This window comes from Sphingomonas sp. H160509, assembly GCF_024124765.2.
Taxonomy (GTDB): domain Bacteria; phylum Pseudomonadota; class Alphaproteobacteria; order Sphingomonadales; family Sphingomonadaceae; genus Sphingomonas.
The window spans coordinates 3,996,566-4,021,532 of the sequence record NZ_JAMXSR020000002.1 but is presented as its reverse complement, the minus strand read 5'-3'; the positions used below and the strand labels follow the sequence as shown (position 1 = coordinate 4,021,532).

Annotated in this window: 21 protein-coding genes, 1 other RNA gene and 8 pseudogenes; 15 read left to right on the top strand and 15 right to left on the bottom strand. The window is 66.3% G+C overall.

What is annotated here, in order from left to right:
* Positions 1-20: 20 nt before the first annotated feature.
* The 7 genes and pseudogenes from NHF48_RS21770 (at position 21) to NHF48_RS21740 (ending at position 6,977) form a co-directional block, all read left to right on the top strand.
* A pseudogene (locus NHF48_RS21770) lies at positions 21-1,383 on the top strand (protein adenylyltransferase SelO family protein).
* Between the two features lie 36 nt (positions 1,384-1,419).
* On the top strand, positions 1,420-2,832 hold the full coding sequence (gene astD, locus NHF48_RS21765) for a succinylglutamate-semialdehyde dehydrogenase (RefSeq protein WP_056063067.1): 1,413 nt from the start codon (positions 1,420-1,422) through the stop codon (positions 2,830-2,832).
* A 248-nt stretch (positions 2,833-3,080) separates the two neighbouring features.
* Positions 3,081-3,872 (top strand): uroporphyrinogen-III C-methyltransferase, encoded by a 792-nt coding sequence (gene cobA, locus NHF48_RS21760; protein ID WP_253072276.1) that lies wholly within the window; start codon positions 3,081-3,083, stop codon positions 3,870-3,872.
* Positions 3,869-4,165, top strand: a complete 297-nt coding sequence (locus NHF48_RS21755) for a DUF2849 domain-containing protein (RefSeq protein ID WP_253072275.1) — start codon at positions 3,869-3,871, stop codon at positions 4,163-4,165. The genes cobA and NHF48_RS21755 overlap by 4 nt, the downstream gene beginning before the upstream one ends.
* Before the next feature lies 1 nt (position 4,166).
* A complete protein-coding gene (locus NHF48_RS21750; RefSeq protein ID WP_253072274.1) occupies positions 4,167-5,798 on the top strand; it encodes a nitrite/sulfite reductase in 1,632 nt (543 codons plus the stop codon).
* Positions 5,791-6,232: pseudogene (locus NHF48_RS21745) on the top strand (DUF934 domain-containing protein). The gene NHF48_RS21750 and the pseudogene NHF48_RS21745 overlap by 8 nt, the downstream one beginning before the upstream one ends.
* Positions 6,225-6,977 carry a phosphoadenylyl-sulfate reductase gene (locus NHF48_RS21740; protein WP_253072273.1) on the top strand — a complete coding sequence of 251 codons (753 nt, stop codon included), beginning with the start codon at positions 6,225-6,227 and terminating at the stop codon, positions 6,975-6,977. The pseudogene NHF48_RS21745 and the gene NHF48_RS21740 overlap by 8 nt, the downstream one beginning before the upstream one ends.
* Before the next feature lie 172 nt (positions 6,978-7,149).
* Here the strand turns inward: NHF48_RS21740 and NHF48_RS21735 are convergent, their stop codons facing one another.
* Positions 7,150-8,640, bottom strand: a complete 1,491-nt coding sequence (locus tag NHF48_RS21735; RefSeq protein WP_056063049.1) for a replicative DNA helicase — start codon at positions 8,638-8,640, stop codon at positions 7,150-7,152.
* 99 nt (positions 8,641-8,739) lie between these two features.
* Between NHF48_RS21735 and NHF48_RS21730 the strand changes: the two genes are divergently transcribed.
* From NHF48_RS21730 to NHF48_RS21720, 3 genes are read left to right on the top strand one after another with little or no spacing between them, the layout of a single operon-like run.
* Positions 8,740-9,222, top strand: a complete 483-nt coding sequence (locus NHF48_RS21730) for a UPF0262 family protein (protein WP_133030717.1) — start codon at positions 8,740-8,742, stop codon at positions 9,220-9,222.
* A gap of 7 nt (positions 9,223-9,229) precedes the next feature.
* A complete protein-coding gene (locus NHF48_RS21725) occupies positions 9,230-9,907 on the top strand; it encodes a glycoside hydrolase family 25 protein (protein ID WP_253072272.1) in 678 nt (225 codons plus the stop codon).
* Positions 9,904-10,353, top strand: a complete 450-nt coding sequence (locus NHF48_RS21720) for a cytidine deaminase (protein ID WP_253072271.1) — start codon at positions 9,904-9,906, stop codon at positions 10,351-10,353. Before NHF48_RS21725 ends, NHF48_RS21720 begins: the two co-directional genes overlap by 4 nt.
* On the opposite strand, the gene NHF48_RS21715 is transcribed toward NHF48_RS21720, so the two are convergent.
* The 9 genes and pseudogenes from NHF48_RS21715 to NHF48_RS25525 form a co-directional block, all read right to left on the bottom strand.
* Complete coding sequence (locus tag NHF48_RS21715; protein WP_253072270.1) at positions 10,350-11,054, bottom strand: HPP family protein; 705 nt, start codon at positions 11,052-11,054, stop codon at positions 10,350-10,352. The two genes, NHF48_RS21720 and NHF48_RS21715, sit on opposite strands and share 4 nt — an antisense overlap.
* A 164-nt stretch (positions 11,055-11,218) precedes the next feature.
* Positions 11,219-11,698 (bottom strand): CheR family methyltransferase, encoded by a 480-nt coding sequence (locus NHF48_RS25535; RefSeq protein ID WP_342454709.1) that lies wholly within the window; start codon positions 11,696-11,698, stop codon positions 11,219-11,221.
* The gene (locus NHF48_RS25530; protein ID WP_342454708.1) at positions 11,664-11,978 is read right to left on the bottom strand and encodes a hypothetical protein; all 315 of its coding nucleotides are present in this window, start codon (positions 11,976-11,978) and stop codon (positions 11,664-11,666) included. Before NHF48_RS25530 ends, NHF48_RS25535 begins: the two co-directional genes overlap by 35 nt.
* On the bottom strand, positions 11,975-13,009 hold the full coding sequence (locus NHF48_RS21705; RefSeq protein WP_342454707.1) for a chemotaxis protein CheB: 1,035 nt from the start codon (positions 13,007-13,009) through the stop codon (positions 11,975-11,977). The genes NHF48_RS25530 and NHF48_RS21705 overlap by 4 nt, the downstream gene beginning before the upstream one ends.
* A gap of 95 nt (positions 13,010-13,104) precedes the next feature.
* Positions 13,105-13,470 (bottom strand): response regulator, encoded by a 366-nt coding sequence (locus NHF48_RS21700; protein ID WP_055878033.1) that lies wholly within the window; start codon positions 13,468-13,470, stop codon positions 13,105-13,107.
* Positions 13,471-13,555: 85 nt separating this feature from the next.
* Complete coding sequence (locus NHF48_RS21695; protein WP_253072269.1) at positions 13,556-13,984, bottom strand: chemotaxis protein CheW; 429 nt, start codon at positions 13,982-13,984, stop codon at positions 13,556-13,558.
* Positions 13,981-16,282: pseudogene (locus tag NHF48_RS21690) on the bottom strand (chemotaxis protein CheA). The gene NHF48_RS21695 and the pseudogene NHF48_RS21690 overlap by 4 nt, the downstream one beginning before the upstream one ends.
* A 75-nt stretch (positions 16,283-16,357) precedes the next feature.
* Positions 16,358-17,004: pseudogene (locus NHF48_RS21685) on the bottom strand (histidine phosphotransferase family protein).
* Positions 17,001-17,624: a M67 family metallopeptidase gene (locus tag NHF48_RS25525; protein ID WP_342454706.1), complete on the bottom strand. Its 624-nt coding sequence runs from the start codon at positions 17,622-17,624 to the stop codon at positions 17,001-17,003. Before NHF48_RS25525 ends, NHF48_RS21685 begins: the two are co-directional and overlap by 4 nt.
* Before the next feature lie 97 nt (positions 17,625-17,721).
* On the opposite strand from NHF48_RS25525, the gene NHF48_RS21675 reads away from it, so the two are divergent.
* The 5 genes and pseudogenes from NHF48_RS21675 to mtgA all read left to right on the top strand — a co-directional run bounded on the left by NHF48_RS21675 (position 17,722) and on the right by mtgA (position 21,507).
* Entirely contained in the window at positions 17,722-18,588 is an 867-nt protein-coding gene (locus NHF48_RS21675) for an RluA family pseudouridine synthase (protein WP_446741191.1), read from the top strand.
* Between the two features lie 57 nt (positions 18,589-18,645).
* Positions 18,646-19,548, top strand: coding sequence for an RNA polymerase sigma factor RpoH (gene rpoH, locus NHF48_RS21670; RefSeq protein WP_056048373.1), 903 nt, complete (start codon positions 18,646-18,648; stop codon positions 19,546-19,548).
* 1 nt (position 19,549) lies between these two features.
* A pseudogene (locus NHF48_RS25520) lies at positions 19,550-19,798 on the top strand (FAD-dependent oxidoreductase); the annotation flags it as partial.
* Positions 19,799-19,943: 145 nt separating this feature from the next.
* A complete protein-coding gene (locus NHF48_RS21660) occupies positions 19,944-20,822 on the top strand; it encodes a flavin monoamine oxidase family protein (protein WP_253072268.1) in 879 nt (292 codons plus the stop codon).
* 9 nt (positions 20,823-20,831) lie between these two features.
* Positions 20,832-21,507, top strand: a pseudogene (gene mtgA / locus NHF48_RS21655) (monofunctional biosynthetic peptidoglycan transglycosylase).
* Positions 21,508-21,736: 229 nt separating this feature from the next.
* Here mtgA and NHF48_RS21650 read toward each other — a convergent pair.
* The 5 genes and pseudogenes from NHF48_RS21650 to NHF48_RS21630 form a co-directional block, all read right to left on the bottom strand.
* Positions 21,737-22,061 (bottom strand): annotated as a pseudogene (locus tag NHF48_RS21650) (YbaB/EbfC family nucleoid-associated protein).
* A pseudogene (locus NHF48_RS21645) lies at positions 22,058-23,753 on the bottom strand (DNA polymerase III subunit gamma/tau). The pseudogenes NHF48_RS21650 and NHF48_RS21645 overlap by 4 nt, the downstream one beginning before the upstream one ends.
* A gap of 345 nt (positions 23,754-24,098) precedes the next feature.
* Positions 24,099-24,192, bottom strand: an RNA gene (gene ffs, locus NHF48_RS21640) — signal recognition particle sRNA small type.
* A gap of 69 nt (positions 24,193-24,261) precedes the next feature.
* Positions 24,262-24,501: a hypothetical protein gene (locus NHF48_RS21635; protein WP_253072267.1), complete on the bottom strand. Its 240-nt coding sequence runs from the start codon at positions 24,499-24,501 to the stop codon at positions 24,262-24,264.
* An 81-nt stretch (positions 24,502-24,582) separates the two neighbouring features.
* Positions 24,583-24,924, bottom strand: coding sequence for a hypothetical protein (locus tag NHF48_RS21630; RefSeq protein ID WP_253072266.1), 342 nt, complete (start codon positions 24,922-24,924; stop codon positions 24,583-24,585).
* Positions 24,925-24,967: the final 43 nt, after the last annotated feature.

The window sequence follows — 24,967 nt, the reverse complement described above, 5'->3', positions numbered from 1 at the left end:
AGCGGCCACCATATCGCCGCATGCCTATCTCCCCGCAAGCCTATCGCCCCGAAGCAAAGCTCCTCGACCTCGGCGACGGCTTCTTCGATCCCGTCGCGCCCGCCGACTTCCCCGAGACGCGAACCCGCTTCCGCAACGATCGCGCCGCCGCGCAGATCGGAGTCGACACGCTCTCCGATGTTGAATGGACGCGCCATTTCGGCCGGTTCGAGCCGCTCCCCGGCACGCTGCCCCAGCCGTTCGCGCTCCGCTACCACGGCCACCAGTTCCGCAACTACAACCCCGATCTCGGCGACGGCCGCGGCTTCACCTTCGCGCAGATGCGGGATGACCGTGGCCGGTTGATGGATCTCGGCACCAAGGGATCGGGCCAGACGCCGTGGAGCCGCGCGGGTGACGGCCGCCTCACACTCAAGGGCGGTGTCCGCGAGATCCTGGCGACCGAGATGCTCGAAGCGCTCAACGTCCCCACCTCGCGGACGCTGTCGCTGATCGAGACTGGCGAGGAACTCCAACGCGGCGACGAACCAAGCCCGACGCGCTCGGCGGTCCTCGTCCGCCTCAACCACAGCCACGTTCGCATCGGCAGCTTCCAGCGTCTCGCCTACCACCGCGACGAAGCGGGCTTGCGCAAGCTCGTCGGCTACACGCTGCGCAACCTCTACGACGAGGACAGCGACGATCCGGTCCGCCTGCTCGACCTCGTGGTCGGCCGTACCGCGCGTCTCGCGGCGCGCTACATGGCGGCGGGTTTCGTCCACGGCGTGCTCAATTCGGACAACATCAACGTCACCGGAGAAAGCTTCGACTATGGCCCGTGGCGCTTCGCCCCGACCTGGGACCCGGCCTTTACAGCCGCCTATTTCGACCACCAGGGGCTCTATGCGTTCGGCCGCCAGCCCGAGGCGATCCACTGGGACGTGATGCAACTCGCCGTTGCGCTCCGACAGATCGCCGAGAGCGACCCGCTGGTGGCCGCGCTCGACCAGTTCGGCCCGCGCTACCAACCCGAAGTCACGCAGGCGATCCTCTGGCGCCTCGGCGTCCGCCCCCCGCGATCCGGATACCGACCGCGACCTCGTCCAGGCCACCGAACGTGCGCTCCGTACTTCCAGCGTCGGGATCGACCGGTTCTTCTTCGATGCGTTCGGTGGGGAGTTGCCCGGCACCTACGACGAACCCTGGGCCGAAGTCCGCGCCGCACTCGCGTCCTACGAACCCCGGAAAGACCGCTCGCACCCCTATTGGTCGGGCGAGCCATGCAGCATGCTCATCGACGAGGTCGAAGCGATTTGGGCCCCGATCGCTGAGCACGACGACTGGACAGCCCTAAATGCAAAAGTGGCCGTTATCCGCGGCATGAGCCAGGCACTGGCCGATTAATTGGAATCAAACCCGATTTGGGGCAAGAGCGGCACCATGTCCGACGAGATCATTTCCTACGAGCCAGCCACCGGTGCGGTCCTCTGGCGCCACCCGATCGGCGACGTCGATGCCGAAGTCGCCTGCGCGCGCGCCGGCTGGTCGAGTTGGGCGTCGAAACCACTCGCCTTCCGGATCGAGACGATGCGGCGCTTCGCCAACATCGTCCGCCAGCGCAACGACGCATTCACCGACCTGATCGCACGCGAGACCGGCAAGCCGATCTGGGAAGCGCGCGGCGAAGTCGAGACGGTCATCGCCAAGGTCGACATCTCGGTCAGCGCCTATGCCGATCGCACCGCGCAGCGCCGCCTCGAAGCGACGATGGGATCGCGGATCGCCGTCCGCCACAAGCCGCACGGCGTGCTGGCCGTGCTCGGACCGTACAACTTCCCGGCGCATCTGCCCAACGGCCACATTGTCCCCGCGCTGATCGCCGGCAACGCGGTGGTCTTCAAGCCATCCGAAAAGACCCCCGCCGTCGGCGCGTTCCTCGTCGAATGCTTCCGCGCCGCCGGCGTACCGCCCGAGTGCATTCGTTTAGTCATCGGCGGGCCCAACGAGGGTAAGGCGCTCGCCGCGCACCCCGATATCGACGGACTGCTGTTCACCGGCTCGGCGCGCACTGGCCTCGCGCTCAACCGCGCGTTCGCCGACAAGCCCGAGAAGATCCTCGCGCTCGAGATGGGCGGCAACAATCCGATCGTCGTCTGGGACGCGCCCGATCTGCACACCGCGGCCGTGCTCATCATCCAGTCGGCCTTCACCACCGCCGGCCAGCGTTGCACCGCCGCGCGCCGGCTGATCGTCGACACGAAGCTGTACGACCCGCTGATCGCCACGCTCGACAAGATGGTCGGCCGGATCATCGTCGGCGAACCGCATGCGAACCCGGCGCCGTTCATGGGCCCGGTGATCGACAACGAAGCCGCCGAGCAACTGACCGAGAGCTTCCTCGAACTGCTCACGCGTGGCGGTCGCCCGATCCGCCATCTTGAACGCCCGGTCGAGGATTTGCCGTTCCTGAAGCCCGCGCTGATCGACGTCACCGACATCGCCGACCGCCCCGATATCGAGCTGTTCGGCCCGATCCTGCAGATGGTCCGCGTCGACGATTTCGACGCCGCGATCGCCGAGGCGAACAACACGCGCTACGGCCTGTCCGCCTCGCTCATCAGTCAGACGCCCGCACTGTACGACCGCTTCTGGGCGAACATCCGCGCCGGCATCGTCAACTGGAACAAGCCGACCAATGGCGCCTCGTCGGGCGCGCCGTTCGGCGGAATCGGCTGGTCGGGCAACCACCGCCCAAGCGCCTATTATGCAGCCGACTACTGCGCGTATCCGGTGGTCAGCAGCGAGTCCGAAAGCGCGCGTGCGTCGATTGGGATCGGACTTGCCGACGGCTGATCACCTCATAATCTGATCCTCCCCCGCCAGGGGGGGTGGCTGGCACTTGCCAGACGGAGGGGGAGGTAAGCGATTACGCCTCTTCCGTGTCCTCCCCCTCCGTCGCTACGCGCCACCTCCCCCTGGCGGGGGAGGATCGTCCGGTTCGCCGACAGCCACCTTGATCTACTTAGCGCAAAAGCAATCCTACCCCCCGCCAAAGCATCATTCGGTTGCAGCGCAGCGCCCATCCGCCCATCTCCGATCGCATGGCAAGCCTCCTAGATCCCACCGCCCGCGGGCGCGTCATCCTCGTCGGGGCGGGCCCGGGCGATCCCGGACTCCTCACCGTTCGCGCGGTCGAGGCGCTGAAGACCGCCGACGTCGTCGTGCACGACGGGCTGATCGATCCGCGCGTGCTCGACATCGCGCCGCCGGGTGCACAGCGCATCTCGGTCGCCAAGCAACGCGCGCGCCACACGCTGCCGCAGGAGGCGATCAACGCGCTGATCATCGCGCATGTGAAGACCGGCGCGATCGTCATCCGCCTCAAGGGCGGCGACCCGTTCGTATTCGGTCGCGGCGGCGAGGAGGTCGAGGCGGTTCGCGCGGCCGGTCTCCCCGTCGAAGTCATTCCTGGCGTCTCGGCTGCACTCGGTTGTGCAGCGGAAGCGATGCTGCCGTTGACGCACCGCGATCATTCAAGCGCGGTCAGCTTCGTTGCGGGCCAGTGCAAGGGGCTGACGGAGCAGGACTGGTCCGGGCTCGCCGGCCAGGGCCGCACGCTCGTGATCTACATGGGTATCGCCACCGCGACCGAGATCGCCGACAAGCTCATGGCCGACGGCGTCGCGCCCGACATGCCCGTCGCCGTGCTCGAACGCGGCACGTTGCAGGGCAGCCGTGCGATCCGGACGCTACTCGCCGATCTCGGCGCCATGGTAGCGCGTGAGGCGGTGAAAAGCCCCGCGATCATCGTCGTCGGCGAAGTCGTCGAACTGTCGGACGCCGAAGACAAACTCGCCCGCTGGGCCCGCGTAGCAGAGGACGCCGCCGCATGAAGCTGTTGACCGGAAACGACCTTCCCACCGGCGATGTCGTCTGGTGGACCGGCAATGGCTGGTCGCGCCATGTCGAGGATGCGGCCGACGTCGGCGTAGCGGGCGAAGCGATCCTCCAGGCGGAGGAAGGCGCACGCCGCGTCAACGTGCCCTATCTGATCGAGGCGACGCAGACCGACGAAGGCCCTCGCCCCGCCCACATCAAGGACCGCATCCGCGCTTTGGGCCCGACGATGCGGCCCGACCTGACCCTCAAACCCGCCGACCCGAACGCCGGCAGCTGGGTAATCTGACATGTATAAATACGACGAATACGACCAGGCGATCGTCGACCAGCGCGTCGATGAGTTCCGCGATCAGGTCCGCCGCCGCCTTTCAGGCGAGCTCACCGAGGACCAGTTCAAGCCGCTCCGGCTGATGAATGGGCTGTACCTCCAGCTACACGCGTACATGCTGCGCGTCGCAGTGCCGTACGGGACGCTCGACGGCCGCCAGATGCGGATGCTCGGGCACATCGCGCGCAAGTACGATCGCGGCTACGGCCACTTCACCACGCGGCAGAACATCCAGTTCAACTGGATCCAGCTCGACCAGACTCCGGACATCCTCCAGGAACTGGCGACGGTCGAGATGCATGCCATCCAGACCAGCGGCAACTGCATCCGCAACATCAGTTCCGACCAGTTCGCCGGCGCCGCCGCGGACGAGGTCGCCGATCCGCGCCCCTGGGCCGAGCTGATCCGCCAATGGTCGACGTTCCACCCGGAATTCACGTACCTCCCGCGCAAATTCAAGATCTGCGTGATAGCGGCGGACGAGGATCGCGCGGCGATGCGGCTGCACGACATCGGCATCGGTCTTCACGTCCGCGACGGCGAACTCGGCGCGAAGATCTACGTCGGTGGCGGCATGGGCCGCACACCGATGATCAGCCACGAGATCCGCGACTTCGTCCCCGCCGACGACCTGATGAGCTATCTCGAGGCGTGCCTGCGCGTCTACAATCGCTACGGCCGGCGCGACAACATCTACAAGGCGCGGATCAAGATCCTGCTCCACGAGATCGGCCCCGACGAATATCGCCGCCAGGTCGAGGAGGAGTTCGCTGCGGTGAAGGGCCTCGGCCTCGATCCGCCGCGGGCCGAACTGGAGCGGATCACGAGCCACTTCGGCGCGCCCGATTTCGACGCCAACGCCTCGACCAACATCGACCGCAGCGATCCCGACTTCGCGGTCTGGCTCGACCAGAATGTGAAGGCGCACAAGCAGCCGGGCTATGCGATCGTCAACATCAGCCTGAAGCCGATCGGCGGCATCCCCGGCGACGCGTCGGCGGACCAGATCGACGTGATGGCCGACCTTGGCACGCGCTACAGCTTCGACGAACTGCGCGTCACGCATGCGCAGAACATCGTCCTGCCGCACGTCCGGATCGCCGACCTGCACGCGGTGTGGTCGGCGCTGAACGACGCCGGGCTCGCCGAAGCCAATCTCGACCTGATCAGCGACATTATCGCGTGCCCCGGTCTCGATTATTGCAGCCTCGCCAATGCGCGCTCGATACCGCTCGCGCAGAAGATCGCGACGCGCTTCGGCAGCCTCGATCGCCAGCGTGACCTTGGCGAACTGAAGCTCAAGATCAGCGGCTGCATCAACGCGTGCGGGCATCATCACGCCGGCCACATCGGCATCCTCGGCGTCGACAAGAAGGGCACCGAGAATTACCAGCTCTCACTCGGCGGCTCGGGCGCGGAGGACGTGAGCCTCGCCAAGATCACTGGCCCGGGCTTCTCCGAGGATGGCGTGGTCGACGCGATCGAGCGCGTCACCGACCGGTATCTGCAGGTCCGCGATCCCGGCGAACGCTTCCTCGATACCTACCGCCGCGTCGGCTTCGAGACGTTCAAGGAGGCGATCTATGGTTGAGTATCCGGACCAGACGCTGCTCCGCTTCCGCGACGACGAGCCGCATGACGAGCCCGCGGTGACGCTCGATTCTGTTCATCGGACAGAGCAACGCGGCAGCCGTGCGCCTGGAAGCGGGCGACGATGCCCGCGCGCTGTTGCCGCAGATCGACCAGCTTGCGCTGATCGAGGTGAGCTTCCCCGGCTACCGCGACGGGCGTGGCTATTCGTCCGCGCGGATCCTGCGCGAGGCGGGCTATACCGGCGAACTGCGCGCGCAGGGTGACGTGCTGGTCGACCAGATTCCGCTGATGCGCCGCTGCGGGTTCGACAGCTTCGCCCCGCAGGCGCCGATCGATATCGACGTGCTGCGTGCGAGTCTCGAGCGCTACGACACGCCGTACCAGAAGGCGGCGGACGGCGCGGTGCCGGTGTGGAAGCTGCGCCATGGGTGAGCCCGCGCGCCAACTCGACATGATCGACCTCACGCCGGCGTTCACGCGCGCCGATGCGATGGCGATGCAGGAGCGGTTCGAGGGCGTCTCCGCGCAGGAGATGCTGTTCGAACTGCTGGTCGGCGAGTTGCGCGGGCGCATCGCGGCGGTGTCGTCGTTCGGCGCTGAGTCTGCGGTGCTGCTGCACATGGTCGCGCAGGTCGATGTCGACGTGCCGGTGGTGTTCACGAATACGCAGAAGATGTTCGGCGAGACCTTGGCGTACCGTGACGAGCTCGCGGAGACGCTGGGGTTCACCGACCTACGCGTGTTCCGGCCCGATCCGCGGTTGCTCGCGATCAAGGACAAGACGGGGTTGCGGTGGTCGTACGACCCCGATGGCTGCTGCGATCTGCGCAAGGTCGAGCCATTGCGACGGGCGTTGGCGCCGTTCGATGCGTGGATTTCGGGGCGGAAGGGGTTTCAGTCGGGGACCCGTACTGCCTTGCCGCGGTTCGAGGAGGATGAGGGCCGATTGAAGATCAACCCGCTGGCGGATTGGGACAAGGCCAAGCTCGACGCCTATTTCGCCGAGCATGAATTGCCGCGACATCCGCTGGAAGCTCAGGGGTATCTGTCGATCGGCTGCGCGCCGTGCACGACCAAGGTTGCGCCGGGGGAAGACCCGCGCGCAGGCCGCTGGCGCAGTTTCGACAAGGTCGAATGCGGTATCCACGCGCCGACCGACTACGACCCGATGATCTGAGCTGGCCTAGTCCCTCTCCCCTTCGGGGGAGAGGGAGGGAGGAGCCACTTGGCGACGGACGGGAGAGGGGCGTTGGGATGAACCGTCGCGAGCCTCACTCCCCTCTCCCTTCCCACCGCAAGTGCGGCGGGCCCCTTCCCTCTCCCCCGGAGGGGCGAGGGACCTCGTAGGATCAATACTCGGCGAGATCCGAGAACTTGGTGATCGTCGGATCGAACTTCATCCGAACCTTTCCCGTCGCGCCGTGGCGCTGCTTGGCGATGATCAGTTCCGCCAGGCCGTAGACGCGCTCCATCTCAGCCGCCCACGACGCATGGTCCTCGAAGATCTTCGAGCTATCCCCTTCCGCCGGCCGCTTGGGCTCCTTCGACGCGACGTAATAATCCTCGCGGTACACGAACCACACCATGTCGGCGTCCTGCTCGATCGAGCCGGACTCACGAAGATCCGACAGCATCGGCGTCTTGTCCTCGCGCGATTCCACCGCTCGCGACAGCTGCGACAGCGCCAGCACCGGGACGTTGAGGTCCTTCGCCAGCGTCTTCAGCCCGCGCGAGATCTCCGAGATTTCCTGAACACGGTTGCCGTCCTTGCTCTTGCCCGAGCCCGACAGCAGCTGGAGGTAATCGACCACCACCAGCCCGATCTCGTTGTTGTGCCGACGCTGCAACCGGCGCACGCGCGTATGCAGCGCGCCGATCGACAGACCGCCGGTATCGTCGATGAACAACGGCAAATTCTCCAGCTCGGCAGCGGCGGCCGCCAACTGCGCGAACTCGGTTCGGCTGATCTTGCCCATGCGGAGTGATTCCGACGAGATCTGCGATTGCTCGGCGAGAATACGCGTCGCGAGCTGATCGGCGGACATCTCCAGCGAGAAGAACGCGACCTTCGCCCCGACCGAGTCCTTCGGTGCGATCCCGTCGGCCATGTCGCGCATCCAGCGCCGCGCGGCGTTGAACGCGATGTTGGTGGCGAGCGAGGTCTTGCCCATGCCCGGACGACCGGCGAGGATCATCAGATCGCTGTGATGCATGCCGCCGATCTTCGCGTTGATCGAATCGATGCCGGTGGTGACGCCCGACAGATTGCCGCCCGAATTCAGCGCGCGCTCGGCCATCTTGACTGCCGCGGTCGTCGCCTGTGCGAACGACTTCACCGTGTTCTCGGAACCGCCATCCGCCGCGACCTTGAACAGCTCCTCCTCGGCGAGTTCGATCTGCGCGCGCGGATTGACCTCCTCGGAGGTGTCCATCGCGCGATCGACGAGCGTGCGGCCGACCGACACGAGCGCACGGAGCATGGCGAGGTCGTAGATCTGCTGCGCGAACTGGCGCGCGCCGATCAGGCCGGCGCCGCTGCCCGTCAGCCCTGCGAGATACGCCGGCCCGCCCAGCTCGCGCATGCCCTCGTCAGCATCGAACATCGGCCGCAACGTCACCGGCGTCACCAGCATGTCGTTGCCGCGCAGCGTCTTGATCGCCGCGAAGATGCGTCCGTGGACGGGTTCGAAGAAATGCCCCGGTTCGAGCTTGTCGACGAGATCGTCCGCGAGCCGGTTGTCGATCATCATCGCGCCGAGCATCGCGGCCTCGGCCTCAACGTTGCGGGGAAGCTGCTGCGGCTCGGCCACGGCGGGAACGGGGAATGCGAGAGTTGCCATCCCCCTGCACCTACGCGATGGACGGGTCCTCGTCCAAGCTATCGCGCCGGAATGCTGGGGATAAGTGACAGGGCGAATGTCCGCCGCTATCGAACCGTGATGCCTGACCCGCGGATCATCGACGTGCAACTCGACGAGACCAGTCTCGGCTGGCGCTCGCCCGACGTCGAGCAGGAGCGGAGGATCGCGATCTTCGACCTGATCGAGGGCAATCACTTCGCGCCGCAGCGTGCCTATGCCGACGGTTATGCGGGGCCGTACAAGATCAAGCTCCAGTCGGAGGAAGGACGCCTCGGCATCCATATCCACCGCGAGGACGACACGCATCTTGAGACTTTGGTGCTCGCGCTAGGTCGCTTCCGCCGGCCGATCCGCGATTATTTCGCGATCTGCGACAGTTATTACCAGGCGATCCGGCAATCCTCCCCCGCCCAGATCGAGACGGTCGACATGGCCCGCCGGGGCGTCCACAACGAGGCCGCCGAGCTGCTCAAGGAGCGTCTCGACGGCAAGATCGAGGTCGATTTCGACACCGCGCGACGGCTGTTCACGCTGATCTGCGTCCTCCACATCCGCAACTAGAAGACCCATGGCTCACGCACTTTTGAAATTCGCGGCCGCGCTCGCCGCGACCGGCTTCGTCGGTATCTGCGGCTGGACCGCGGCGACCGGCTGGCACCCCGACGTCAGGCACTATCCGTTGCAAGGCATCGACCTCGCCGAGAACCCCGGTCCGGTCGAATGGGGCACGGTGCGCGCGAGCGGCGCCGACTTCGCCTATATCGTCGCGACGTCGGGCACCGACCGCCGCGATCCGGCGTTCGAGGCGAACTGGGCGGCGCTGCCCGACGCCGGCCTGCGCCGCGGCGCGGTCCACGTCTATTCCTTGTGCCAGCGCGCGGACGAGCAGGCGAACGCGTTCAACACCTTCGTGCCGCGGACGTCCGACGCGTTGCCGACCGCGGTCGACATCGCCTTCCACGACGACTGCACCGCACGGCCGGATCGCGCGACGCTGATCGCCGACATCGCGCAGTTCGTGACGATGGTCGAGACGCACACCCGCCAGCCGGTGATGCTGCGGATCAGCAAAGCTGTGGACTCGAAATATACGCTGTCGGACGCCGTGCCGCGGCCGCTCTGGGCGGTGGAGAATATCCTCAAGCCAGACTACACCGCGCGACCGTGGCGGATGTGGCGCGCGAGCGATTTCCGCCGCATCGACGGGATCGAGGGACCGGTGAACTGGGACGTGGTGGCATCATGAACGAACAAGCAACGCAACTCGTGGCCGCAGCACGCCACGCCTCGCGCAACGCTCACGCGCCCTATTCGCGGTTCGCGGTCGGTGCGGCCGTGCTGCTCGACGACGGTACGGTCATCACCGGTGCGAACTTCGAGAATGCGAGCTACGGTCTGTCGCTGTGTGCGGAAACAGTCGCGATCGCCACCGCGAGCGCCGCGGGCAGGCTCCGCGATATCGTCGCGATCGGCGTGATCGGCGGTGCGATGGGTGCGGACGGCCGCGCGACCGGCACCTCGCCCGTCAGCCCGTGTGGTCGCTGTCGCCAGGTCATCAACGAAGCGGCGCAGATGGGCGGCCGCGACTTGCCGGTGCATTGCGGCGCGGCGGAAGGCGATGCGATCCGCACCTATGTCGTATCGGAATTGCTGCCTGACGCGTTCGGCCCGGCGGACCTGGGGGTCAGCTAAGCCGCGCGTCCCACGGGGCCGCCGCCAGCCATTCGCGTACGCCGTTGAGCTGCGTGGTATTCGACACGGCCAAACAACAGGTCGAGATCCTCGCGGCTGACGTCGAGCGTTTCGCCGAGATCGGCGAGCGCCTTGTCGAGATCTTCGGCCCGGAGCGCGGCTTCGGTCGGCACGGACGCCGCAACGGGCACGCGGTGCGGATAGCTATGCCCTGAAAACCGGTGAAACAGGATTCCGCACGCCGTCAGTATGATAGCGTTCAGCGCGATCGGGACCAGCACGAACGCGAATCCTGCGTCGATGACGGCCGGACCTCCGACGACTGCGGTCAACGCGACCGCACCCGCGGGCGGATGCAGCGACCGGGTCAGCGACATCATCAGGATCGCCGCGCCGACCGCGATCGGCGCTGCGAGTTCAGGCATCGGTACGAGCATCCTCACGGTGACCCCGACCAGCGCGGCGAAGATATTCCCGCCGATGACCGACCAGGGCTGAGCCAGCGGGCTCGCCGGTACCGCGAACACGAGGACGGCCGCGGCGCCCATCGGCGCGGCGATCAGCAGGAACGCGCCGTGCGGGTGAACTACGCTCGCGCTGATCGCGCTGGTCAGGCCGATGCCGAGCAACGCGCCCAGGCAGGCCCGGAGTCGATCCCTGAGGTTTCCCCCTGCGAGAATAGGATCGAAGAATTTGCGCATGCGAGACACCCGGTGGACGATGCCTGGTCCATATGGCGAGATCGCCGGCAAGTCACGACGGCCGGCCGGTCGCGAGGTGGACCGATTACCCCTGTACGGGCATTTCGTAGAAGCCGCGGAACCGCTTGCTCGGCGCGAACGCGCTTGTCTGGCCGATCACGGTTTCACCCGCCCCCCATGACCAGCACGCCGCCGGGCTTCATCGCCTTGGCGATCTTCGGGAACACCTCGGCCTTGGTGTCGGTCGACAGGTACAGCAGCACGTTGCGGCACAGGACAACGTCGAACTGTCCGGGCGGCGCTGGGTCGGATACCAGGTTCATCCGGCGGAACGCGACCATGCCGAGCAGGTCGGGCTTCGCCACCCAGTCGCTGCCGGTCGTGTCGAACCAGCGGATCATGCGACGCACTGGCAGGCCGCGCTGGATCTCGAACTGCGAGAAGCGACCGGATCGCGCGCGGGCGACGGCGGCATCGGATACGTCGGTGGCGACGATCTCGGGCATGAGCGCGCCCGACGTCTCGCGACGTTCGGCGAACTGCATCGCGAGCGAGAGCGGCTCCTGACCGGTCGAACAGCCCGCGCACCAGATCCGCGCACGACGCCCGTCACGCTCGGCGTCCGCGACCGCCTCGGCGAGCATCTCGAATACCTGCGCGTCGCGGAAGAACGACGTCTCCTGGTTGACGAGGGGCGTCGACGATCGAGTCGCCGATCGAACGGTCGCTTCCCTGCAGCAACTGGGTCACCAACTGGTCGAGCGTGTCGAGCTTGCGCGCGCGCAACAGCGGTTTCAGCGCGGTGTCGAGCCGCCATGAGCGATAGGCGGCGATCTGTTGACCGGTGCGCGCCTCGAGCAACGCGGTGAGGACGTTGATCGTGGCCTGCGAAGCGGCAGGTGCGGGAGCGGCGCGCGACGTCATGGTCGGCGTCGCGTCGCCGCGAGGCGACCGATCGCGTCGGGGGCCAGCACTGCGTCGGCGATGCCCGAGGCGGCGATCGCGCCCGGCATGCCCCACACCACCGAGCTTTGCCGATCCTGGACGACGACGTACCCGCCGCTGTCGTGGACGCGCCGCGCCCCCTCCGCACCGTCGCGCCCCATCCCGCTAAGCACGACCGCGAGCAGGCGAGGACCATAGACGTCGGCGAGCGAGGCCAGCATCGGGTCGACCGACGGCATGCACCCGCTCGACACGACCTCGTGCGTCAGGCGGAAGGCAGCGCCCCCTTCGGACAGTCTCACGGCCTTGAGATGCGCATCGCCAGGTGCGATGATGATCCGGCCCGGTCGAATCCGCATCCGATCAACTGCGACGTCGCACGGGCGTCCGGCAAGCACGGCGATCTGCGCGGCGAAATACGGCATGAACGACGCGGGCAGATGCTGGGTGATGACAATCGGCAGGCGGAACCCAACGGGCATCTGACCGAACATCTGACTCAAGGCGTGAATGCCGCCGGTCGAGGCACCGATCGCAACGATGTCATAGTCGTCGCTGGTCGAGACTGGGCGGATCGGCAGCGGCGGGTCCGCGGGCGGCGTTGGCGAGACGGGTGAGCGCACGACCAGCGCAGGCGGCATCTGCGCCGGATACTCGCACAGCATCTCGAGCTTGTTGACCAGAGCCGAACCGAACCGCGTCGACAGGGCACTCGTCGACGGCTTGGTCAGCGTTTCAGCCGCGCCGAGTGCCATCGCGCGGACCGCCGTAGCCCCGCCCTCGTCCGCGCTGGACGACACGATCAGGACCTTCGCGCCCTGCCCCGCCGCGATCAGGTCGGGCAATGCGCTGAGCCCATCGATCCCCGGCATCTCGATATCGAGCAGGATGAAGTCGACCGTCGCGCGATCCAGGAATGCCAAGGCCGCCGCGACGTTGCCGACCGCGCCGACGACCGAGAACCGGTCGCTCGCATCGATCAGCCGCGCAATCACCGCGCGGACGACCACCGAGATCGACGATCAAGACCCGGGCTGAGCCGAGCCCGTCGCAGTCCGCATGCCGCTCGGCAGAGTGGGTCCGGGTCGTCACGGCCAAGCCTGAATCAGGCCATGCCGACGATCTGGAGCTTCGATTCCAGCGTATCGCGGTCGAATGGCTTCATCACATATTCGTCAGCGCCCGCCTCGATCGCCGCACGGATATACGCCATGCCGTTCTCGGTGGTGCAGAACACGACCTTGGGACGGCGCGGCACGTCCGCCTCGCGCAGCGCACGGAGGAAATCCATGCCGCTCATCACGGGCATGTTCCAGTCGAGCAGGATCACGTCGGGGATCGACGCCATGCAGGACGCCAACGCCTCGCGACCATCGCACGCTTCGGTGACGGTGAAGTCGAGCGTCTCGAGAATGTGGCGCGCGACTTTTCGGATTACTTTCGAATCGTCGACGACAAGACAGGTCTTCATGGAAAGCCTTCCGGGAAATCGTGCGACCGTCCTAGATCGCAAACAGTAAGTAGGGAGTTAAGCGTCGGAACTTCGGTGCAAAACGTCACGCCGCGAGCGGAGACGTCGGCAGGACGACAGCGAGATCGATGATCAGCAACGGCTCGCCGTCGCGCTCTACGATTCCCGTGCCCACAGACGCCCAACCACCTCGAAGCGCCAAGCCCGACGATAACGGCAGCCGGGCTAACGGCGCGACGTCCTCGACCGAATCCACAAGGATCGCGTAATGATGGCCGTCAACGATCGTGATGACCGCGCGGCGCATCGCATCGGGAGTCGGTGCAAGCCCGAGCGCGATCCCCGTGTCGATCACGGTCACGACGCGGCTGCGCAACGCCGCTAGGCCGCGAACGAACGGCTCAGCGCGAGGCACCGCGACGATCTCGCCGATATCGACCACCGAATCGACTTGCGCCGCGTCGATCGCGACCCCGCGACCGGCGATATGCGCGATCAGGAACAGGTCGCTCACAATCCCCTCCGCGCGGCGATTGCTGCGATCAGCGCGGGGCGGTCATAGCGATATATGCTCGGGTCATCATCGCCGTCCGCCATCCGCGATCGCCGCAGCGTCACTACTGGCGCGTGCGCAGCCGAGACCGGCGCATCCTCCATCGCCAGCGCGACCGCCGCCGTCTCGCCCGCCGCCAGCGCGGTGACGCAGCGATAGCCCGAGGCCTCCAGCGCAGGTTTCAGGAAGGTTTCCATCCATCCCGATCCATCGACCTGCAACAGGCATACCGGCGGAGTCGCGATCTTGACAGGCTCACCGGCGAACAACGCGTGCGGATCGACCACTTCGACCTGCTCGCCGGCGATCAGCACGACACCCGCGATCGGAGCGCCTGCATCCGTTCCGCCACGCCGCGCCGGCGCCATATCTGCGGGCAACGCCACGATTTCGATCGCTTCGGCGATCGCATAGGCCATCTCGCTCTCGCCGTCCGTGAGCCGCAGCACCGCGATCTCGGCGCGATCGCCGAACCCGCCGACCGCATGGACCGGGATGATCGTGTTGCCGATCGTCAGCCGCATCGCCCCCGCGGTCCGGCGGATCGCGTCGACCGGTACGGGCTCGACGCGGTCGATCACCGCGAGCGCGATCGCGCGTCGTTGCCCGTCGAGATCGTCGAACAGCAGCGCCGGGATGCCGGGAACAGCGACCTCCTCGACCGAGTCGTTCACCGCCACCGGGGCGAACCGAAGGCCCGCGACAGTCGCGATCCCCGCCGCGTCGAGCAACAGCATCGGCAAGCCGTTGTCGGGCAAGGTCATCCCCGCATACACGCCCGTCGCCATGATCGCGGGGGACGCCGGCTTCACGACCAGTTCCTCGGTATCGATCACGGTGTCGACGCCCAGCGCGTAATCGCCCTCGCGAGTCGATACGATCACCAGCGTCGGCGGCGGTTCCGACCCGAGCCCGAACAGACCGGCAAGCGCCACCAACGGCATGCGACGCCCCCGCACCAGCACTGCCGCCGCATCGCCGATCGTCTCGATCCGCACCTGATCGCCGCGCACCAGCACGATTTCCTCGACCGATTGGCGCGCGAGCGCGAAACGCTGAGTCCCGACTTCGACGATCAGCGTCGTGAGGATCGACAGCGTTAGCGGGACGCGCGCGATAATTCGCAGCCCCCCTCCCCGGATCGTTGACGAGGACGATGCGGCCGCCGATCTGCTCGATATTGGCGCGCACCACGTCCATGCCGACGCCGCGCCCCGACGTCGCGGTGACGACATCGCGGCTCGAAAGGCCGGGCGCGAAGATCAGGTCGAGCTTCGCCGCGTCGCTCATCGCCGCCAGTTCGGTCGCGGTGTGGAGCTTCTGCTCGGCCGCCTTTGCGACGATCCGCGCAACGTCGATACCCCGGCCGTCGTCGCTGATCTCGATGAGAATCTGGTTGCCCGATTGCCGCGCGGACACGACCAGCCGCCCCGCCTCCGGCTTGCCGGCAGCCCGGCGCGCCTCGGGTGTCTCGATACCGTGGTCGATCGCGTTGCGGATGACGTGAAGCAACGGATCGCGCATCAGCTCGATCATCTCGCGATCGAGTTCGACATCCGCACCGTCGATGACGAGGTTGACCGACTTGCCCAGTTCCGCGCTGGTATCGCGGACCATACGGGGCAGCGCCGAGAACAGCGCGTCGACCTTCTGCATGCGCGTCCGCGTGACTGTGTCGCGCATGTCGGCGACGGTGAGGGACAACCGTTCAAGCGCCGCCTCGACCTGCGGATCAACATCGCCGTCGCGCAACCGCCGCGCGAGATCGTTCCGCGCGAGGACCATGTCGGACATACCGCTCATCATCCGATCGAGCAGATCGACGTTGAGCCGGACGCTGCGGCTGGCCGCCCGCCCCGCCGGCACAGCAACGACCGCGACCTTGGGTTTGGCATCCGGCGCCAGCGCGGCGATCAGCGAGTCTTCGGTCGAATCGTCCAGCGTTGCGCCCGCGTCGATCGCCTCGACGATCTCGCCGATCCGGTCGACGATGCCGAGCACGGCGTCGACCAGCGCGGTATCGGGCGTCCGCTTGCCGTCGCGCACCGCCGCCAACACGTCCTCTGCTGCGTGACTGAGCCGGGCCAGCCGCGGCAAATCCAGGAACCCGCAGCTGCCCTTCACAGTATGGACGAAGCGGAAGATCGCATCGAGACGCGCACGATCGGTCGGATCGGACTCCCACGCGACGATCTCGCCGGCAATCGCTTCCAGCGTTTCGCGCGTCTCGGCAATGAATTCCTGTAACAGATCGTCCATGCGGCCCCGCGTTCGAGCCCGTCATGCATGCTTCAGGTTAAGGCGAGGTTAGTTGTCCCGCCCGTCTCTACGGGATCAGCGCGCGTTGAAGACCGCACCGAAGATCATGATGCCCTCGGCAGGCTCCGATACGATGACCTTCCCGCCGGCTTCCGCGACGACGGTGTTGATCATGTACGCAGCCGCCGCGCGCGGCGTGACATTGTGCGCGCCCTCCCCCTCGACCAGTGTTCGGCGGATCTCCGGGTCGAGCACGATCCGGGTGCCCTCGATCTTCACGACGATCTCCAGCTGACCGTCATTGTCCTCTCCCCCCGACCTCCATCGTGCCGCCGCGTACCAGCGACTCGGTTGCCACGAGGACTAGGTTGAGCAGTATTTTCACCGCGGACTTCGGCATTGCCGGCGTCTCGACAGCCCAAACGAAGGTGATCCGCTTGTTCTCGGCAACTAGACCTTCGATCGCGTTCCTGGCCTCGTGCGTATCGACCAGCTCGCCGAACCCGCCCGCCGCACCGAACGCCAGCCGGAAGAACTTCAGCTTGCTCGCCGACGCGCGCGCGCTGTCCGCGAGCAACTCCATGACGCGCTCGCGCATCGCCGGATCGGTCTCGTCCGCCAGCAGTTCGAGCCCGTTGTTGAGCGCCCCCCACGGGCGACAGCAGGTCGTGACACAGGCGCGAACAGAGCAGGCTCGCGAAATCGACCGGGCTGACCGTCATGAAATTCCCCTAATTCTGGAAGGTCTTGTGGCTGGCGGGCGGCCGCTACGCAATGCCAACTTGCGGTACCCTATACAGTAGAAGCCGCCACCCTTCTTCCTCCCTCCCTGAAAGGGGAGGGGTCGGGGGTGGGTCGGCCCGTTTGATCCACACCCGCAGGATATGCGGGAAGCCAACCCACCCCAGCCCCTCCCTTCCAGGGAGGGGGGAAGAAGGGTGGCGCTACTCAACGACCTCGATCGCCTCCCTCGACAAACGCCCCCCACCTCGGCCGACCGCCACGCCCGAGCCTCACCACCACCAAGGATCACCCAGACCGCCCCATCCCCCATCGCCTGCGCCGCATCCCGAGGAGACGGCACCGGCAGCCCAGACGGATGCGAATGATAATGCCCGATCACTGCCAGCTCGCCTCCCCGAGCGCGCCGATGGGCCGCAAACAAAGCAGCCGGGTCGATCTCGAAAGCCCGCGCAGTGTTCGCCGCCACGTTCGCGCACGCCTCCGCTGCCTCGATCAGCCCCGCCGCCCCGAACAGCAGCCCGCAGACCTCGGCATCTGGCGACGCATTTGCCTTCGCGACCAACCGCTCCAGCAGTTCGCTTGAAATCGTCACGCTCATCGCCACATTAGTATGACATGGGCCGGGGGTTTCCATCATCGAAGCATCGATCACGCCGGCCACGGATGGCTGGAGGCTCGATCGTGCGCTCGCCGAAGTGCTGCCCGATATGTCGCGCGAGCGATTGAAGGGGCTGATCGCCGCGGGTCAGGTTACCCTCCACGGTCGCGAATGGCGTGATTCGGCGAAGAAGGCCGAGGCCGGTCAGGTGTTCGCCGTCGCGATCCCGCCGCCGATGCCGCTGCACAACGAAGCGCAGGATATCCCGCTCGTCGTCGCGTACGAAGACGAGGACCTGATCGTGATCGACAAGCCCGCGGGCTTAGTCGTCCATCCGGCCGCCGGCAATTTCGACGGTACGCTCGTCAACGCGCTGCTCCACCACTGCGCCGGAAATTTGTCGGGCATCGGCGGCGTCGCGCGCCCGGGCATTGTCCACCGCATCGACAAGGATACGTCGGGGCTGATGATCGCGGCCAAGACCGACCGCGCGCACGAGGGTCTGGCAAAGCAGTTCCACGACCACAGTATCGACCGCCGCTACAAAGCGATCGTCGGCGGCATACCGCGCCCGTCGAGCGGGACGGTCAACGCCCCGCTCGCGCGGAGTCCGCAGAACCGCAAGAAGATCGCGATCGTCGAGGGCGGCAAGCGCGCGGTGACGCATTTCTCGACGATCGAGACCCTGCGCGACGCGGCGCTGATCGAGTGCCGGCTGGAGACGGGCCGTACGCATCAGGTGCGCGTGCACATGGCGTCGATCGGCCACGCCTTGTTGGGGGACCCGGTCTATGGTAGAACAAAGCAAGCTCAGAAGTCGCTGCTCGAAACGCTCGGTTTCTGCCGGCAGGCCTTGCACGCGGCGCATCTGGGGTTCATCCATCCGGTGAAAAGCATCGCTTTGGCGTTCGAAAGCGAAATGCCCGCAGACATGCAGGAACTGTTCACCCAGCTTCACGTATAGATAATCGGTCCTATGCCGCATTGCGGCAATCGGGGTCAGCAGAAAGGGATTACGACCATGGCAGCCCGCTCCAACGTTCCAGCGACGATACCTGCGCTCGGCAGCGAGGCGGGTCTCAATCGTTATCTTGCCGAGATCAAAAAATTTCCGCTCCTGAAACCCGAGCAGGAATACATGCTCGCCAAGCGCTTCCAGGAGCATGGCGATACCGAGGCTGCTGCGCAGCTGGTGACCTCGCATCTCCGTCTCGTGGCGAAGATCGCGATGGGCTATCGCGGCTACGGCCTGCCGACATCGGAGCTGATCTCCGAGGGCAACATCGGCCTCATGCAGGGCGTAAAGAAGTTCGAGCCCGAGCGCGGCTTCCGTCTCGCAACCTACGCGATGTGGTGGATCCGCGCCTCGATTCAGGAATATATCCTGCGCTCGTGGAGCCTCGTGAAGATGGGCACCACCGCGGCGCAGAAGAAGCTGTTCTTCAACCTTCGTCGGATGAAGAGCCGTCTCGATGCGTTCGAGGATGGCGATCTGCGCCCCGAACACGTCACCAAGATCGCGACCGACCTGGGCGTCGCGGAAACCGACGTCGTCAGCATGAACCGCCGCATGGCGATGGGTGGCGATACGTCGCTCAACGTGCCCATGCGCGAGGACGGCGAAGGCCAGTGGCAGGATTGGCTGCAGGACGATGCGCCGTTGCAGGACAAGATCGTTGCCGATGCGCAGGAGGCGGACGTTCGCCACTCGATGCTGGTGTCGGCGATGGACGACCTCAACGAGCGTGAGCAGCATATCCTGACCGAGCGTCGCCTGACCGACGATCCCAAGACGCTCGAGGAACTGTCGCAGGTCTACGGCGTGTCGCGCGAGCGCGTGCGGCAGATCGAGGTGCGTGCGTTCGAGAAGCTGCAGAAGGCGATGATGCGGATTGCCGGCGAGAAGCGCCTGCTGGCGGCATAAAATGGTGCGCACCGTCGTCATCGGCGGCGGTGCGGCCGGTATTGCCGCGGCAAGAATGCTGCACGATGCGGGGCAAGAGGTGCTGTTGGTCGAGGCCAATGATCGCCTAGGTGGCCGCGCCCACAGCCTGTCCCTCGCCTCCTCGTTCCCCCGCGAAGGCGGGGGCCCAGACAGGACCCCCGCCTTCGCGGGGTTACATGTCGACGCTGGTTGCGGCTGGCTGCACTCCGCCCAGCGCAATCCTTGGACTCAAATTGCCGAGTTGACGGGCTTTACGGTAGACCGCTCCGACGCGAACTGGCGCACCCAGTGGCGCGACCTCGGCATCCCACCCGAAGCCCAGTCAGCCTCTGCCACAGCTTACCAAGATTGGAACGAGCGAGCCCTAGCCGCCCGTGAAGGCCCCGACCGCCCCCCTCTCCGACTTTATCGACGCGCACGACAAGTGGCGCCCGAAGATCGACGCGATCTCCGGCTACGCAAACGGTGCGAACCTTACCCAAGTGTCGCTCCACGACTGGGCCGCATACGAAGAGGCTGCTACCGACGATAACTGGACTGTGAAGGAAGGCTACGGCACGCTCGTCGCAAGCCATGCCGCCGGTCTGAGCATCCGCCTCTCCACCCCGGTAACCCGCATCGACCACAGCGGTCGCCGCATCAAACTCGACACCCCGGCTGGAACGATCGAGGCGGACCACGTGATCGTCTGCGTCCCCACTACCGTCCTCGCCAAGTTGCAGATCGTCTTCGATCCGCCGCTCCCCGACAAGCACGCCGCCGCCGCGGACCTCCCGCTCGGCCTAGCGGACAAGGTGTTCCTCCACGTCGACCGGCCCGAATGGCCGACCAACGCGCACCTGATCGGCAACCCGTACAGCGCCTGCACCGCAAGCCACCGCCTGTCGCCGTTCGGCTGGCCGATCGTCGAGAGCTTCTTCGGCGGCGACTGCGCGGAGATGCTGGAGGACGGCGATGCGGCACAGTTCGCGATCGACGAACTCGTCGGACTTCTGGGAAGCGACTGGCGCAAGCGCTTCACCCCGCTGGCCGCGACCCGCTGGCGCCATGAACGCTATATCGGTGGCAGCTACAGCCACGCGCTCATCGGTTGCGCCGGCCAGCGCGCCGTCCTCGCTGCATCGGTCGACGGCCGTATCCACTTCGCGGGTGAAGCATGCCACGGGTTCGACTTCTCCACCGCGCACGGCGCTTATGAAACCGGCGTAACTGCGGCCCGCGCGGTCATTGGCGAGGCCGCGACGATCGCATAAGGAGCGGCGATGGGCCTTATCCGCATCGCTGCAAAGATCATCTTCGCCTTCGTCCTGATCACGGTCGCGTGGGTGGGCATCTATCGTTTCGTGCCGGTCCCGTTCACCTGGACGATGATGGGCGATGTCATCAACGGGCACGGTGTGACCAAGGACTGGATGCCGCTGTCGGAGATGGACCCGGACATGGCGCGCGCGGCGATTGCTGGCGAGGATTCGCGGTTCTGTTCGCATCATGGCTTCGATTTCAAGGCGATGGCGGGGGGCGGCGGCGCGCAATGCGCAAGGCGGGCGCATCCGCGGTGGGTCGACGATCAGCCAGCAGACCGCGAAGAACGCGTTCCTGTTCCAGGGCGGCGGGTATGTGCGGAAGGCGTTCGAGGCGTATTTCACGGTGTTGATCGAGGCGCTGTGGGGGAAGCGGCGGATCATGGAGGTGTATCTCAACATCGCCGAGACCGGGATCGGGACGTACGGCGCGAATGCGGGGGCGATCCGGTATTTCAATCACGATGCGTCGCGGCTGTCGCCGACGGAGGCGGGGCGGATTGCTGCGGTGCTGCCGTTGCCGAAGAAGCGGGCTGCGATAGACCCGCACGGGTTCGTGCGAAAACATGGGAATACGCTGTCGCGGCGGGTTTCTGTTGTGCGGAACAATGGGTTGGACAGCTGCTTGCGAACCTGACCTGTTCCGCCACCCTGGCTCAATTCCAGGGTGGCGGAGTGAGAGGCAGCTGAACTCACCGTCAGCTTCCGTTCTGCTCACGAACCCGCCCCCTCACCCGTCACCCCATCGAAAGCTGGAGTATCCTCGTGGCGAAGGGTGCGCGTCACCGAGGGATATCCCAGCTTTCGCTGGGATGACGGGCTTGTGAAGCTCGGGGGTGCGATTTGTAAGGAGACAGTTGCAGGTATCAGAACGGCAGCTTGAACCCGGGCGGCAGTTGCAGGCCGCTCGTCATCTTCGACATCTCGCTGCCCGACACCGCATCGGCCTTGGCACGTGCGTCGTTGAATGCAGCGGTGAGGGAGGTCCTCGAGCATCTGCTTCTCGCTCACCTGCATCAGCGAATCGTCGATTGCGATGTTGATTATGCGGCCCTTGGCGGAGGCCTTGATCTTGACGAGGCCGCCGCCGGATGCGCCCTCGACCTCGATCGTGTCGAGATTGGCCTGCGCCTTTTCCATCTCGCTCTGGACGTTCTGCGCCATCGCGAGGATTTCGTCGATATTCTTCATGCGTTGCTCCTTTGACCTGGCCACGATCCAAGCTGGGCGTCGGGAAACGCTGCCACCGCGGCCTTCATGATGGGGGATTCGAGAATAGCCTGGCGCACCGCAGCGTCGGCGGCGTCCTGCGCCTCGCGCAGCGTCGGCTCACCGGGTGCGTCGACGATCGACACTTTCCACGCGGTCCGCGTCACGCTCTTCAACAGCGTGTTGAGCTCGGCGAGCGTGTCGGCCGAGACCGGGCGGCTGCCGCTGAGCACGAATTCCGGGGGCGAGTAACTGACGATGCGTGCGCCGTGACGAAGACGCGCGGCGATCGCGAGGCCGCCCGATTCGTCGAGCAGATCGACCAGCGCTTCGAACGTCGGCGGCAGGATCGGTCCGGTCGCGACGGGTTCGGGCGCCTTCGCAGCGGATCCAGCGTTCCAGGGCGGCGCTTCGCCGGAAGGGGGTGTAGGTGGCGGCGCCGCCGTTGATGCGACCGAAAGGAGCCGCGCCGCTGGCGATCTGGCGGGCAAGCTCGCCGGGATCGGGCAGCGTCGACGCGTAGATCGCCCGCAACAGCGCCATCTCCGCGGCCTCGATCGGCAGCGCGGCCTTGGCGACTTCATCATGGCCCTTGAGGAACAGCTGCCACAGGCGGTGCAGCGCGGGATAGCCGAGCGATGCCGCCCATTCCTCGCGTGCCGCACGCTCCTCCATCGGCTGCGCGGCGTCCGCCGGCGTGCCGACCTTGGTCAGCGTGATGCCGTGGACGGTTTCTAGCAGCGACCGCAGCACCGACAGCGGATCGACGCCGTAATCATATTGACGGCGCATCGAGGCGAGCGCCCCTGCCCCGTCGCCGGCGAGGATCAGCGTCAGCAGATCGCGCACCACGCCCCGGTCCGACAAGCCGAGCATCTGGCGGACTGCATCGGCCGTCACGCCGCCGCCTTCGAGCCCGGCATGCGCAATCGCCTGGTCGAGGATCGACAGACCGTCGCGCGCGGAGCCTTCCGCGGCGCGCGCGATCAGCATCAGCGCCTCGGGATCGGCGACGACGCCTTCTTCGGTCGAAACCCAGGCGAAGTGCTTGGCGAGCTGTTCGGCGGAGATGCGGCGGAGGTCGAATCGTTGGCAGCGCGAGAGGACCGTCACTGGGACCTTGTTCACTTCGGTCGTGGCGAACAGAAATTTCACATGGGGAGGTGGCTCCTCCAGCGTCTTCAGCAGCGCGTTGAACGCGTTCTTCGACAGCATGTGGACTTCGTCGATGATGTAGATCTTGAAGCGCGCGGTGACCGCGGAATAGCGCGTCGCGTCGATGATCTCGCGGACGTCGTCAACACCGGTATGGCTCGCGGCGTCCATCTCGATCACGTCGATATGGCGGCTCTCGGCGATCGCACGGCAGGGTTCGCAGACGCCGCAGGGGTCGATCGTCGGGCCACCGTCGCCGTCAGGGCCGATGCAGTTGAGCGCCTTGGCGATCAGGCGTGCGGTCGAGGTTTTGCCGACGCCGCGGACGCCGGTCATCAGGAACGCGTGCGCGAGCCGGTCGCGCTTGATCGCGTTGCCGAGCGTCTGGACCATCGCGTCCTGCCCGATCAGCTCGGAAAAGGTTTGCGGACGGTATTTGCGCGCGAGCACGCGGTAGGCGGGGGCATCCGGTGCTTTAGCCGGCTGCGGGGGTTCGCCCAGGTCGAAGGAATCTGACATTGCGGTCGTCATAGCGGGTGCTGCGCGTGCTGTCGAAGGGGTCGGAAGTTCACAAAGTGCACACGCTGGGAAGGGTGTGCACTTCGGCGCGGCGGGAGGCCGGCGCGTGACGTGTCGGAACCTGTGATGTGGGCAATGCCGGTCATGCGCGGCTCATGCCACAACGCTGCGGCGTAGGATAATGGTTTGGAACGTTGCGTGAACATCGGGCGTGGTTTTGACCCGGTTGCGCTTGTGTTACTGGTTAGCGAGGAAGTTTAGAAGTGCGCTGCGGCTTAGCCGCATCGTCGTCAGACGGCGCTCCCGCGCCGCTGGCCGCGCTCACATGTCGGAACGACATGTTCGCGGTGGGAGCCGGGACGACCCGGGGCTTAGTCGTTGTGGCTGCTTCCTTCCGGATCTGACCAAGTTGGCGACGACCACGTCCGCCCGACTCCCGCGGCGCATATGGCGGGGTCGGGCGGGATGATCAAGCCGCTTTAGCTTGAAGCGGGTTCAGCGCCCCGGCTCAGCGGTTGTAGCGGACCGTGCGGCAGATGCGCTGGCGATGATGGTTGCGATAGACGTTGCGGCAGACCTGACGCGTGCGGACGACATGGCGACGGTAGCCACGGCGACGGTCGTCATGGCGAACGACGGTGCGCTCGTGGACGACGGTACGCTGCGCCGAGGCTTCGGCCGCGATGCCGACGGGCGCGAGGCCGGTGAGTGCGACGAGACCGGCGGCGGCGATGGTGAACAACTTCATAATACTCTCCTTTTGGGTGCGGGGCCTCCCGACCCCGGCACCCTATGTTATTAAACTAAAGGGGTTCGTTACGGTTCCGTACTAGCGGCGGAAGCAGCGACGAACCGGGCCGTAATAGCCACGCTCAATCCGGCATACGACGCGCGAGCGGCCGTATCCGCGGGGTCCGCGATAGCCGTAGCCGCCGCCACGATAGCCGTAGTCGCCACGATACCCGCCGCCATAGCCACGATAGCCGCGATCCCTGCCGCGCCAGCCGCGGTCACCATGCCAGCCGCGATTGCCATGCCAGCCACGATCGCCGTGCCAGCCACCACCGTGGCGAGGGCCGTCCCAGCCGTGGCGCTGCGCATCGGCGGGTGCCGCGGCGAACAGCGTTCCCGCGGCCAGGGCGCCAGCGGCGAACATTGCGATAATCTTCATGTCCGGTACTCCTCTCAAGACCTCGTACATTGAGGTGATGAGG